Below are 13,412 nucleotides of genomic sequence, written 5' to 3'. Positions count from 1 at the left end.
ACGGGGTCCGCGGCTCAGTGCAGCGGCACCACCTCGCCCGTCGCCCGCGGCCAGGCCGCGAGCGGGGTGAGACCGCGGTGGCCGAACTCGCCGAAGACCTTGACCGGGGCACCGCCCGAGAGCGCGACCAGCCGCCACAGGCCCGGCCGGCTCGCGGAGGCGGCGGTCAGCGGCAGCGCGGCGTCCTCGTCGGCGTCCGCGAGCTGCCACCTGTCCCCGTCCCGAACCGGTACGGCCCGCTCCAGGGTCACCGGGACGGAGTCCAGCCAGGGATCGGCGCGCAGCGCCTCGCCGTAGTGGGCCGCCGCCCGAGCCGCCGTCACCCCGTCGGGCCGGGCCCGTGTCGGGGCGGGGGCGCCGTACCGCTCGCGCAGGGCCACCCGCCGCTGACCGCCCGGATGGGCCGACACCTCGGCGTCCAGCGCCAGCCCGACCGGCAGCGCCGGTTCCGGGGCGCGGCCGGCGGCGCCGTACGACAGCAGCAGGGCCGTGTGCCGGGTGGCGGTGCCGTACAACCAGGTCCGACGTGTCGTCAGGCTCGCGTCCGCCACGTCGTACCGGGCGAGGACCAGCCACCGGTCGCGCAGCGGCGGGCCGTCCGCCGTCCGGGCCAGACCGACCCGTGACCGGACCGTCGCCGCCAGCTCCCGCGGCAGCCGCTCACGGTGCAGCCAGCCCTGGTCCAGAAGATGGAGCAGGGCGCACTCCTCCAGCAGGCGCACCGGCCAGCCCGGGCCCGAGGAGGCGATCCCGGCCAGGTCCCGGACCCGGGCGGCCAGGCCCGGCGCCTGGGCGTCCACCATGCGCGCCGCCGTCTCCTCCCACAGCCCGGGGTCCGCCTGCTCGGCCCCGGCGAGACCGCCGCGCAGCAGGTCCGCGAGGCGCTGCTCCAGTTCCGTGGCGCCCGCGGTGATCCGCTCCGCCCGGCGCTCCGCCCGGCGCCGCGCCGCCTGCGGGTCGGCGGGCGCGGACGACGAACCGCCCGCGCCCGCCGTGACGCCTCGTTCCGCCCGCCGTCCTCTCCCCTCCGCGCTGTCCCCCAACCACCGCGCGGCCCACCGCGGCGGTTCCCCCCGTGGCACCGCACCGTCCTCCTCCGCCCAGAGCAGCAGCAGGCCGAGCGCGTGCTCGCACGGGAACGCGCGGCTCGGGCAACTGCACCTGTACGCGGGTCCGGCCGCGTCCCCGAGGTCGGCGACCGTCCGGTACGGCGTGCTGCCGCCGCCCTGGCACAGCCCCCACACCGCGCCCTCGCCGGAACAGCCTGCCCCGGACCACGGTCCCGCCACGCCGAGCCTGCTCCCGGCCCTCCTCGACGCGGCGTCAGATGCCAGTGCCAGCACCTGGTCCACGCTCCGGCGCACCCCCTGCTCAGTCATGAACCCGACGGTAGGTCCCCCCACTGACATCGAGACCGGACGTGGCCCTGCCCAACGGGCCCCCGGCGCCGGTCCGCAAGCCTCACCGGGAGGGCGTTCCCACAGGTCGGAGCCGATTGTCAGTGGTGTGGTGCACGGTGGAGGCAGATTCGAACCGGACGAGCCGGAGGGGGACTTCGCCATGTCTGTGTCCGTGGAGACGACGGCCACCGCGCCGGGCGGGACAGGGCCCGCGCCGACCGCGCAGGCCCTGCGGCCACACGCCGAGACGGCCTTCGCCCACGAACTCGCCGCGCTGGCCGCGCAGGACGACCGTCCGCGCCCGGCCCGCTGGCAGCTGTCGCCGTGGGCGGTGGCGACCTACCTGCTCGGCGGAACGCTGCCCGACGGCACGGTGATCACACCGAAGTACGTGGGCCCGCGCCGCGTCGTCGAGGTCGCCGTCACGACGCTCGCCACCGACCGCGCCCTCCTGCTGCTCGGCGTGCCCGGCACCGCGAAGACCTGGGTGTCGGAGCACCTGGCCGCCGCGGTCAGCGGCGACTCCACGCTGCTCGTGCAGGGCACGGCCGGCACGCCGGAGGAGGCGATCCGCTACGGCTGGAACTACGCGCAGTTGCTCGCCCACGGCCCCAGCCGCGACGCGCTCGTGCCCAGCCCCGTCATGCGGGCCATGGCCGAGGGCACGACCGCGCGTGTCGAGGAACTGACCCGCATCCCGGCCGACGTGCAGGACACCCTCATCACGATCCTGTCGGAGAAGACCCTGCCGATCCCGGAGCTGGGGCAGGAGGTCCAGGCCGTGCGCGGCTTCAACCTCATCGCCACGGCCAACGACCGCGACCGGGGCGTCAACGACCTGTCCAGCGCCCTGCGCCGCCGCTTCAACACGGTGGTGCTGCCGCTGCCGGCGAGCGTCGAGTCGGAGGTCGACATCGTCTCGCGGCGCGTCGACCAGATCGGCCGGTCGCTCGACCTGCCGTCCGTGCCCGACGGCATCGACGAGATCCGCCGTGTCGTCACCGTCTTCCGCGAGCTGCGTGACGGGATCACCACCGACGGCCGGACCAAGGTGAAGTCGCCCAGCGGCACGCTGTCCACCGCGGAGGCGATCTCCGTCGTCACCGGTGGGCTCGCGCTGGCCGCGCACTTCGGCGACGGCGTCCTGCGGCCGTCGGACGTCGCCGCGGGCATCCTCGGCGCCGTGGTCCGCGATCCGGCCTCCGACCGGGTGGTGTGGCGGGAGTATCTGGAGTCAGTTGTCCGCGAGCGCGACGGCTGGAGCGATTTCTACCGCGCGTGCCGGGAGGTGGGCGCGTGACCGCCGGGCGCGGGGGCCGGGAGCCGTTGCAGACCGGGGGCAAACCGGGCCGGGCGGCCGCGGGCAGCCGGGTGGGGGCGGGGCGGCCCGAAGCGCCGACGGCGACGCCGGGCGACGACGACACCGCCTGGCCCCGGAAGCGGAGGGGGACGGAATGACGGGGGACGCGGCGACCGCGGGAGGGGGCGGGCCGTGGCTGCTCGGGGTGCGGCACCACGGGCCCGGGTCGGCCCGCGCGGTCCGCGCGGCGCTGGAGGCGGCCCGGCCGCGGGTCGTGCTGATCGAGGGTCCGCCCGAGGCGGACCCGCTTATCCCGCTGGCTGCGGACGCGGACATGCGTCCGCCGGTCGCCCTGCTCGCCCATGCCGTGGACGAGCCCGGCCGCCCGGCGTTCTGGCCGCTGGCCGCGTTCTCCCCGGAGTGGGTCGCCCTTCGCTGGGCCCTGGAGCACGAGGTCCCGGTCCACTTCATCGACCTCCCGGCCGCGCACACCCTTGCCTGGGAGCGCGCCACCACCGCCACCACTGCCACCACCGGCCCGCGCGGCGACGCCGGTGACGCGGCGGCCGGCAGAGCGGCGGGGCAGGACACGCAGGAGCAGCCTGCCTCCGCCGACGTGCGGGTCGATCCGCTCGCCGTCCTCGCCGACACGGCCGGGTACGACGACCCCGAGCGCTGGTGGGAGGACGCCGTCGAGCACCGGGGCGCGGACGGGGACGACGCTTTCGCCCCGTTCGCGGCCCTGGAGGAGGCCATGACCACGCTGCGGGAGGCGTACGGCGGCGGACCCGACCGGGACCTCGTGCGGGAGGCGCACATGCGCCTCCGGCTGCGCGCCGCCCGGCGCGAGACCGGCGACGACGTGGCCGTGGTCTGCGGGGCCTGGCACGTCCCCGCCCTGCGGCGGCCGTCGGCCGTCGCCGCCGACCGGGCGCTGCTCAAGGGGCTGCCCAAGGTCAGGGCGGACCTCACCTGGGTGCCGTGGACGCACCGCAGACTGGCCCGGACCGGCGGGTACGGCGCGGGCGTCGACGCGCCCGGCTGGTACGGACACCTCTTCGCCGCCCCCGACCGGCCGGTCGAGCGATGGCTGACCAGGGTGGCGGGGCTGCTGCGGGAGGAGGACCGGATCGTCTCGCCCGCGCACGTGATCGAGGCGGTGCGGCTGGCGGACACCCTCGCCGCGCTGCGCGGGCGGCCCCTGCCCGGGCTGCGCGAGACGACCGACGCCGCGCGGGCGGTGATGTGCGACGGCTCGGACGTCCCGCTCGCCCTGGTGCACGACCGGCTCGTGGTCGGCGAGGACCTGGGCGAGGTGCCGCGGGCGGCCCCGGCCGTGCCGCTCCAGCGGGACCTCGACCGGCTGCAACGGCGGCTGCGGCTCAGACCCGAGGCCGCGGACCGGGAGCTGGAACTCGACCTGCGCAAGGACACCGACGCCGAGCGCAGCAGGCTGCTGCACCGGCTTCGGCTGCTGGGCGTCGACTGGGGCGAGCCGGCCGCCTCACGCGTCGGCACCGGCACGTTCCGGGAGACCTGGCGGCTGCGCTGGCAGCCGGAGCTGTCGGTCCGAGTCGCCGAGGCGGGGGTGTGGGGGACGACCGTGATCGCCGCCGCGACCGGCAAGGCGGAGGCGGACGCGACGGCCGCCCAGGTCCTGGCGGAGGTCACCGCGCTGGCCGAGCACTGCCTGCTGGCCGGCCTGACGGACGCGCTGCCCGCGGTGATGCGGGCACTGGCCGACCGGGCCGCGCTCGAGGCGGACGTCGGCCGCCTCACCCAGGCCCTGCCCGCCCTGGTCCGTTCCCTGCGCTACGGCGACGTGCGCGGCACCGACACCGGAGCGCTCGCCGAGGTCGCGGTGGGCCTGGCCGACCGGGTCTTCGTCGGCCTGCCCCCCGCCTGCGCCGCCCTCGCCCCGGACGCCGCCGACGGGATGCGGCGCCGGATGGACGCGGTGCACGGGGCGGTGGGGCTGCTCGCGGACGCCACGGACGCCCCCGCCGGCCGGGCGGCACGGCCCGGCGACGGTCTGCGGCCCCGCTGGCAGGCGGTGCTGCGGGTGCTGTCCACGCGGGACGCGGTGCCCGGCCAGGTCCGGGGGCGCGCCGCGCGGCTGCTGCTGGACGACGGGCTCATGGAGCAGGACGAGGCGGCGCGGCTGATGGGGCTCGCGCTGTCGCCCGGGACGCCACCGCAGGACGCCGCCGCCTGGATCGAGGGGTTCGTCGGCGGCGGGGGCAGCGGGATGCTCCTCGTGCACGACGAGCGGCTGCTCGCCCTGGTGGACGGCTGGCTCACCGGGGTGCCGGCGCAGGCGTTCACCGACGTACTGCCGCTGCTGCGGAGGACGTTCGCGGCGTACGCACCGGGTGTGCGCCGCACCCTCGGCGAACTGGCCCGGCGCGGACCGGAGCGACGGCCCGGCACGGTGCGCGCCGTCCGGGCCGGACTGCCGGGCTTCGCGGCCGGCCTCGACGACGGGCGCGCGGATGCCGTGGTGCCGGTGGCCCGGCTGCTGCTGGGACTGGACGGTGCCGTGCACGGGGACCGGGACGGCCGAGACACCGGCCTGGTGGGGGTGGGGACGTGACGACCGGGACGACCGACGCGGCGCAGGAGCGCCTGCGGCGCTGGCGGCTGGTGCTCGGCGGTGACACGGCGGACGGCACCGGACACGCCCTGTCCGGCGGGGACAGGGCTCTGGACGGCACACTGGCCGCTCTCTACGGCAACGGGGACGGCCCCCGGACGGGCGGGGACCGTTCCGCCGGGCTCGGCGCCTCGGCACCGTCCGCGGCCCGTTGGCTCGGGGACATCCGCACGTACTTCCCCTCCTCCGTGGTGCAGGTCATGCAGCGTGACGCCATCGACCGGCTCGGGCTGTCGGCACTGCTGCTGGAACCGGAGATGCTCCAGGCGGTGGAGGCGGACGTGCACCTGGTCGGCACCTTGCTGTCGCTGAACAAGGCGATGCCGGAGACGACGAGGCAGACCGCACGGGCCGTCGTGCGCAGGGTCGTCGAGGATCTGGAGAAGCGGCTCGCCACCGGCACCCGGGCCACCCTCACCGGCGCCCTCGACCGCAGCGCCCGCGTCAGCCGTCCGCGCCATCGCGACATCGACTGGAACCGCACCGTCGCGGCCAATCTCAAGCACTATCTGCCCGAGCACCGCACGGTCGTTCCGGAGCGGCTCATCGGGTACGGGCGGGCCGCCCGGTCGGCGAAGAAGGACATCGTGCTCTGCGTCGACCAGTCCGGTTCGATGGCGGCGTCCGTCGTCCACGCCTCGGTCTTCGGGGCGGTGCTGGCCTCGATGCGGTCGGTCAGCACGCGCCTCGTCGTCTTCGACACGGCCGTCGTCGATCTCACCGACCAGCTCGACGACCCGGTGGACGTGCTCTTCGGTACCCGGCTCGGCGGCGGCACCGACATCAACCGCGCCCTCGCCTACTGCCAGGCGCAGATCACCCGGCCCGCGGAGACGGTGGTCGTGCTGATCAGCGACCTCTACGAGGGAGGTGTCCGGGACGAGACGCTCAAGCGGGTCGCGGCGATGAAGACGTCGGGAGTGCAGTTCGTGGCGCTGCTCGCGCTGTCGGACGAGGGCGCACCGGCCTACGACCGGGAGCACGCCGCCGCGCTCGCAGCCCTGGGCGTACCGGCGTTCGCCTGCACACCCGACCTGTTCCCGGAGGTGATGGCGGCGGCGATCGAGAAGCGCCCGCTGCCGGTCCCGGACAGCCTGTGACAGGAGAGCCGACCGGGCGGCCGACGGCCCACGAGTGACGAGCGACCGGCGACAAGCCGTGGGCGACGAGTGACGACCGGAGACCCGCCGCCCTGCCGCCCCGGGGCTCCGGGACCGGACCCGCGGCCCGTCGTACCGGTTCGTCGGGGGCCCCGGCGTCGGCGACGTCGGGGCCGCCCGGTCCCCGTCGGGGTGGGGACCCGCCCTGCCCGGGTCCTCGTCGGCACACGGCCGTCCCGGGCCGTGCGCGAAGGCCTCACCGGGTGCGCCTCAACCCGGTGAGGCCCTGCTCAGCCGGCACGTGGTGTCGCGTCGACGCGCCGTTCACGGCATCATGTGACAGGTATCACCGCTCACGTGTGAGCTGCGATTTAGAGACGTCAGCCCGGCGGCGATAACCTGCGGGACGGACATGCCGCGCGCTCGGACACCGTGTGCGCTTCCCTTGTGACACAGAGCGGACGTCACGTTGCCCTTCGCGGCACGCCCACGCATCCAACGAACCGCGAGATCACTGATAGGGACGGAAGCGCGTGGACCTGTTCGAGTACCAGGCGAGGGACCTCTTCGCCAAGCACGATGTACCGGTGCTGGCCGGTGAAGTCATCGACACGCCTGAGGCGGCGCGCGAGATCACGGAGCGTCTGGGCGGCAAGTCCGTCGTCAAGGCGCAGGTGAAGGTCGGTGGTCGTGGCAAGGCGGGCGGCGTGAAGCTGGCCGCCACCCCGGACGAGGCCGTCGCGCGGGCGACGGACATCCTCGGCATGGACATCAAGGGCCACACGGTCCACAAGGTCATGATCGCCGAGACCGCTCCGGAGATCGTCGAGGAGTACTACGTCTCCTTCCTCCTCGACCGCGCCAACCGCACCTTCCTCTCCATCGCCTCCGTCGAGGGCGGCGTGGAGATCGAGGAGGTGGCCGCCACCCGTCCGGAGGCCGTCGCCAAGACCCCCATCGACCCGATCGACGGCGTGGACGAGGCCAAGGCCCGCGAGATCGTCGCCGCCGCCCGGTTCCCGGCCGAGGTCGCCGACAAGGTCGTCAACGTCCTGGTCCGGCTGTGGGACACCTTCATCAAGGAGGACGCCCTCCTGGTCGAGGTGAACCCGCTGGCCAAGGTCGCCTCCGGTGACGTCATCGCCCTCGACGGCAAGGTGTCCCTCGACGACAACGCCGAGTTCCGCCACCCGGAGTTCGAGGAGCTGCACGACAAGGCCGCCGCCAACCCGCTCGAGGCGGCCGCCAAGGCCAAGGGCCTGAACTACGTGAAGCTCGACGGCGAGGTCGGCATCATCGGCAACGGCGCCGGCCTGGTCATGTCGACCCTGGACGTCGTCGCCTACGCCGGTGAGAACCACAAGGGCGTCAAGCCCGCCAACTTCCTCGACATCGGCGGCGGTGCCTCCGCCGAGGTCATGGCGAACGGCCTGGAGATCATCCTGGGCGACCCGGACGTCAAGTCCGTCTTCGTCAACGTCTTCGGCGGCATCACCGCCTGCGACGCCGTCGCCAACGGCATCGTGCAGGCCCTGGAGCTCCTGGAGAGCAAGGGCGAAGAGGTCACCAAGCCGCTGGTCGTCCGTCTCGACGGCAACAACGCCGAGCTGGGCCGCAAGATCCTCGACGACCGCAACCACCCGCTGGTGCAGCGTGTGGACACCATGGACGGCGCGGCCGACAAGGCCGCCGAGCTGGCTGCTGCCGCGAAGTAAGGGACGAGGTCACACACAACCATGGCTATCTTCCTCACCAAGGGATCCAAGGTCATCGTCCAGGGCATGACCGGCTCGGAGGGTCAGAAGCACACCCGCCGCATGCTGGCGTCCGGCACCAACATCGTCGGTGGCGTGAACCCGCGCAAGGCGGGTCAGACGGTCGACTTCGACGGCAACGAGGTACCGGTCTTCGGCACCGTCGCCGAGGCCATCGAGAAGACCGGCGCCGACGTCTCGGTCATCTTCGTCCCGGAGAAGTTCACCAAGGACGCGGTCGTCGAGGCCATCGACGCCGAGATCCCGCTGGCCGTCGTGATCACCGAGGGCATCGCGGTGCACGACACGGCGTACTTCTGGGCCTACGCCGGCAAGAAGGGCAACAAGACGCGCATCGTCGGCCCGAACTGCCCCGGCCTGATCACCCCGGGTCAGTCGAACGCCGGCATCATCCCGGCCGACATCACCAAGCCGGGCCGCATCGGCCTGGTCTCGAAGTCCGGCACGCTGACGTACCAGATGATGTACGAGCTGCGTGACATCGGCTTCTCCACCTGCGTCGGCATCGGTGGTGACCCGATCATCGGCACCACCCACATCGACGCGCTGAAGGCGTTCCAGGACGACCCCGACACCGACCTGATCGTCATGATCGGCGAGATCGGCGGCGACGCCGAGGAGCGGGCCGCGGCCTTCGTCAAGGAGAACGTGACCAAGCCGGTCGTCGGCTACGTCGCGGGCTTCACCGCGCCGGAGGGCAAGACCATGGGTCACGCCGGTGCGATCGTGTCCGGCTCGTCCGGAACCGCGCAGGCGAAGAAGGAGGCCCTGGAGGCCGCCGGCGTCAAGGTGGGCAAGACCCCGACCGAGACGGCGAAGCTGGCGCGCGAGATCCTGGCCGGCTGACGTCGCTGACGACGTCCCGGCAACCGCCGGTGGGCCCGTTCCCCGCAGTGGGAACGGGCCCACCGGCGTTCTCGCGAGCGCGGGCCGTCAGGCGGCGGGGCCCAGGCGGCAGGCGGCGGGAGAGGGTCCCCGCACACCACGGCGGGACGGCTCGCCGGGCGGCGGCGCGGTCCCGTGGCTGCTCTCCCCGCACGCGGTTGGCAGGACGCCCGGCACACCAGTGCCGCAACAGGCACTAGCGCGTCTCGGGGACCAGGCGCTGGGGGCCGCTGGCCGGCTCCCCCCTGAGCTTGGACCGCAGGGACCGCTCCTCCGCCGACAGCGGTCCCGGCGCCGATCTGGGGGGCACCCCCCGGACGGCTTCCCCGGGCGGCACCGGCGGCACGTAACGGGTGGGGGCCGTGTGCAGGGTCAGAGCGGTGGCGCTGATGACCGTGACGGTGAAGGCGATCGCCGTCCGGGTCCAGAAGCGGGCCCGGCGTTCGCCGTCGGTGCGGACGGCCGGCGGTTCGGCCGCGCGCAGCCGCTCCGCGGAGGCCAGCGCCGTGAGCCGCCGGTGGATCTCGGCGGGGTCGGCCAGCTCCGGCAGGCACGCGGCGACGGCCTCGCGGGCGTGCAGGAGGCGGTGGGCCGCCGCCCGGCTGCTGGCCTCCGTCTCCGCCGCCGTGTCGGGCAGGCCGAGGCCGACACCGTCGTGCAGCAGCAGCGTGCGCCGGTACGACGGCGGCAGGGCGAGGAGGGCCGCCAGCAGTGTGCGGTCGGCGGGGGCGGCCGGCGGCGGCTCGGGGTGCCGGTAGCGGGGGCGGAACCGGTGCCAGGGGGAGAGCGCGTACTCGTACGCCGCCGCCCGCACCCAGCCGGCCGGGTCGCGGTCGCGGGCCACCTCCGGCCAGCGCTGCCAGGCGAGCTGGAAGGCGCGCTCCACGGACTCCCGGGCCAGCTCGCGCCGCCCGGTCAGCAGGTAGGCCTGCCGGACCAGGGCGGGGGAGCAGAAGCCGTAGAGGGCGTCGAACGCCTGAGCGGGCGTCAGGCTGGAGCCTTCCGTCTCCTCGGGTGCGGGGATTCCGGTGCCGCCGGTCCGCCCCGCCGCCGGCGCGAGAGGCTCGGCTCCGCCGTCGCGGCCCGCCGCACGGACGAGGGTTTCGGTTCCTGCGGTCAGCTCCGGCTCCGGTGGGAGGGGCGCGGCCCCTGCGCCGGGCTCCGCGGCCCGTGCGGTCCGCTCCGAACGTCCGGTCCGCTCCGCGTCGGGGGGCACGGTCGTTTTCCCCGCGGAGGTCTGAGGAACCGTCACCCCGGTCGGCCGTCCGAGCGAGGCGAGCAGTTCCGCGTACGCCTCCCGCTTGCCGCCCCGCGGCGTCGTACGGCCGGACTCCCACGAGCGCACCGTCTTCCGGGTGACCCCCACGCGCGCCGCGAGCTGATCCTGCGTCAGTGAGGCGGCCTCGCGCAGGCGTCGGCGCTCCTTGGGGGGAGGGAGGGGAGTGGCAGGGCTCTGCGTCACAGGGCGCCCCTTCGTACGAAAAAGTACATAAACGTATATTGAGCGACACAGCGGAAGTTCGCCCGTTACGACGGGAAAGCGCGTGTCGTTGGGAGCATGGCGGGCGTGATCCTGAAGACCGACCGCCGACCGACGTTGTCGCCTCTGCTCACCCGGATGCGCGACCGATCCCCCGGACTGGCCGCCAGCCTCCTGGGTGGCGCGGTCGCCGCGGGCCTCGGGCTCGGCGCGTTCGCCGTGCTCGTGACGGTGCTGTGGATCAGCTCGCCGTACCCCGACGGCGGGCCGGGTGGCGCCCTGCACGTCGCCGCGGCGCTGTGGCTGCTCGCGCACGGCGTGGAACTGGTCCGCACCGACACCCTCTCCGGCACCCCGGCTCCCGTCGGCCTCACCCCGCTGCTGCTGCTCGCGGTGCCCGCCTGGCTGCTGCACCGGGCCTCCCGGGACGCGGTCCACGGCGACGACGGCGAGCAGCGCGCCTCCGCCCGCACGGCGTGGACGGGCGCCGCCCTCGGCTACCTCGCCGTCGGCGCCGCCGTCGCGCTGTACTCCTCCAGTGGCACTCTGCGTCCCGCCTGGCACGGAGCCGGCGCGGCCGGGCTGCCCTTCGTCGCCGTCGCGGCCGCCGGCGCGGGGGTCTGGACGGCGTACGGCCGCCCGCGCGAGCCCCTCGACAGCCTGCTGGTGGTGCTGCCGGGCCCGCTGCGGCGCCTGGTTCTCGGCCCGCGGGCGGGCGAGCGGATCGAGACCGCCGGGCGGGCCGCGGCGGCCGGGGCGGCGGTCCTGATCGGGGGCGGGGCCTTGCTGGTGGCGGTCTCGATGCTGTGGCACGGCGGGGCGGCGAGCGGGTCCTTCCTCCGGCTGACGGAGGGCTGGTCGGGGCGGTTCGCCGTGCTCCTGCTCTGCCTCGCGCTGGTGCCGAACGCGGCGGTGTGGGGTGCCGCCTATGCCCTCGGCCCCGGCTTCGCCCTCGCCGCGGGGCACACGGCCGGGCCCCTCGCCTCCGACCCCGCGCCCCTGCTCCCGCCGTTCCCGCTGCTGGCGGCGGTGCCGGACGCCGGCCCGGGGACGCCGTGGAACTGGGCGGCGGGAGCGGTGCCGCTGGTGGCCGGGGCGACCGTGGGCTGGTTCGTGGCGCGCGCGGAGGCGCGGGAGGCGGCACGGGCGGAGGAGGAGGAGGGCCGGGGCGGGGCACGGCCGGGGACGTGGCGGCACACCGCCGGCGTCACCGTGCTGGCGGCCGTGGCCTGCGCGCTCGTGCTGGCGGGGTGTGCGGCGCTGGCGGGCGGACCGCTCGGGGTGGCCGCGCTGGCCCGGTTCGGTCCGGTGTGGTGGCAGGTCGGCGGGGCGGCCGCGGCCTGGACGGCGGGCGTTGCGGTACCGGTGGCCCTGGGGGCCCGGGCCTGGCGGCGGCGGGATGCCGGGGCCCCCGCCGGGGAGGCGGCCGCGCCGGAGGCGGCGTTGCCGCAGCAGGACGGGGCACCCCGAGGGGACACGGCGACCCACAAGGACGCGTTGCCCCGGCAGGCCGTGCTGCCCGAGGCGTTCGACGAGGACGTCGAGCCCTACGACTTCCTGCCCCTGGACCCTCCGGAAGCCCACTGAGATCGTCCGGACCCGCACGGGGATCCACCGGACGCGCGGTGCGACCCGTCGGTCGCGCGCACCGACCCGCTCCCGGCCGTGGAGCGGTCGGCGCGCAGTCCCGCGTCGGACACCCCGGCAGGGCGCGGGAGGAGCGGCCGCCGGTTACTCGGCGGTACCCAGCAGCCCGCGCAGCTCCTTGGGCAGCAGATCCGTGCAGGACTGCTTGGCCTCGTCGGTCAGGGCGTCCTTGGTGCAGGTGTAGTAGTCGCGGTAGACGAGCTGGGCCGTGAACCCGGCACCCACCAGGGCGAGGGCGAGGGAGGCGGTGACCAGGCCGCTGACCGCGGCGGTCGTCTGGGGGCGCGCGCCCGCGCCGGCGGACTGGCGGCCGGGATCGGTGCGGGGCTTGCCGCGCAGCGCGCTGATGCCCCAGTACAGGGCCAGCGCACCGAGCAGCAGGGACACGTAGGACCACCCGAAGAGCGCGAGCATGAAGGCCCACATGCCGCCGATCAGCGCGTACCGGGCGCGGCGCTGCACCGGGTCCGTGGGGTCCCAGCGCATGCCGGGGCCGGGGCCCGGGCCCGGGCCGTCGCCGGAGGGGCCCTCGGGGCGGCTGCCGGGCCGGTCGCCGAAACCGCCGGGCTGGCTGCCCGGCTGCCGGTCGCTCCACCCCGGGCCCCACGGGTTGCCCTTCCGGCCGCCGTGGTCGCCCTGGCTTCCGCCGCTGCCGTCCTCTCCTCCCGGCTCTCCGTGCCCTCGCTGCCCGCCGGAACGGCCGTGCCCGCCCGCCGCGGGGCGCGGCTGCCACGGGCGGTCCGGCGTGCCCTCGGGGGGCGGGGCGAAGGGGTTGTCGTCCTGGCCGTCGCCGCCCTGCGGCGGGCCGGAGGGGGTGTCGGGCGGGGATGAGGGCCGCTCCCGCAGCAGCAGGGCGCCGCGCGTTTCTCCCCGCGCCGTGTACGGGGGGAGCGTGAGGAGTCGCAGGCTGCGGTCCGGCATCAGATGAGCGTCTTCCCCTTGATGGATACGGCTGTCGTGTTGATGGATACGGCTGTCGTGCAGAGCTGTCGTGAGGAGAACGCGTCGCCCCCGGGCGGCGTTCCCGATCCCGCTTCTCCCAGACGCTACCTTCCGGCCACGCACCCGTCCCACGGGGCCCGTCCGGTGTGCCGGTATCGTTGCTGGCGGTCGGCTGCTTCGTAGGCTTCCCCGTATCCGGGGACCCGAAGCATTCGTGCGAACGTACAGAC

General features: G+C 75.3%; 9 protein-coding genes. 6 read left to right on the top strand and 3 right to left on the bottom strand.

Annotated elements, in window-relative coordinates; genetic code table 11:
• Positions 1-14 precede the first annotated feature (14 nt).
• Entirely contained in the window at positions 15-1,379 is a 1,365-nt protein-coding gene (locus tag I3F54_RS12285; protein WP_240118727.1) for an SWIM zinc finger family protein, read from the bottom strand.
• Positions 1,380-1,560: 181 nt separating this feature from the next.
• On the opposite strand from I3F54_RS12285, the gene I3F54_RS12280 reads away from it, so the two are divergent.
• From I3F54_RS12280 to sucD, 5 genes are all read left to right on the top strand, one after another.
• A complete protein-coding gene (locus I3F54_RS12280; RefSeq protein ID WP_240118726.1) occupies positions 1,561-2,700 on the top strand; it encodes an AAA family ATPase in 1,140 nt (379 codons plus the stop codon).
• A gap of 154 nt (positions 2,701-2,854) precedes the next feature.
• On the top strand, positions 2,855-5,293 hold the full coding sequence (locus I3F54_RS12275; protein WP_240118725.1) for a DUF5682 family protein: 2,439 nt from the start codon (positions 2,855-2,857) through the stop codon (positions 5,291-5,293).
• On the top strand, positions 5,290-6,453 hold the full coding sequence (locus tag I3F54_RS12270; RefSeq protein WP_240118724.1) for a VWA domain-containing protein: 1,164 nt from the start codon (positions 5,290-5,292) through the stop codon (positions 6,451-6,453). The genes I3F54_RS12275 and I3F54_RS12270 overlap by 4 nt, the downstream gene beginning before the upstream one ends.
• 533 nt (positions 6,454-6,986) lie before the next feature.
• Positions 6,987-8,168 (top strand): ADP-forming succinate--CoA ligase subunit beta, encoded by a 1,182-nt coding sequence (sucC, locus tag I3F54_RS12265; protein WP_240118723.1) that lies wholly within the window; start codon positions 6,987-6,989, stop codon positions 8,166-8,168.
• A 21-nt stretch (positions 8,169-8,189) separates the two neighbouring features.
• A complete protein-coding gene (sucD, locus tag I3F54_RS12260) occupies positions 8,190-9,074 on the top strand; it encodes a succinate--CoA ligase subunit alpha (RefSeq protein WP_240118722.1) in 885 nt (294 codons plus the stop codon).
• Between the two features lie 235 nt (positions 9,075-9,309).
• On the opposite strand, the gene I3F54_RS12255 is transcribed toward sucD, so the two are convergent.
• Complete coding sequence (locus I3F54_RS12255; protein ID WP_240118721.1) at positions 9,310-10,575, bottom strand: helix-turn-helix domain-containing protein; 1,266 nt, start codon at positions 10,573-10,575, stop codon at positions 9,310-9,312.
• 96 nt (positions 10,576-10,671) lie between these two features.
• Here I3F54_RS12255 and I3F54_RS12250 point away from each other — a divergent pair, with 96 nt between their 5' ends.
• Positions 10,672-12,180, top strand: coding sequence for a DUF6350 family protein (locus I3F54_RS12250; RefSeq protein ID WP_240118720.1), 1,509 nt, complete (start codon positions 10,672-10,674; stop codon positions 12,178-12,180).
• Between the two features lie 144 nt (positions 12,181-12,324).
• Here the strand turns inward: I3F54_RS12250 and I3F54_RS12245 are convergent, their stop codons facing one another.
• A complete protein-coding gene (locus I3F54_RS12245; RefSeq protein ID WP_240118719.1) occupies positions 12,325-13,161 on the bottom strand; it encodes a hypothetical protein in 837 nt (278 codons plus the stop codon).
• Positions 13,162-13,412 lie beyond the last annotated feature (251 nt).

This window comes from Streptomyces sp. MUM 2J, from assembly GCF_022414535.1.
Lineage (GTDB): Bacteria > Actinomycetota > Actinomycetes > Streptomycetales > Streptomycetaceae > Streptomyces.
The sequence above is the reverse complement of the archived record's forward strand: the minus strand, read 5'-3'. Positions and strand labels throughout refer to the sequence as shown.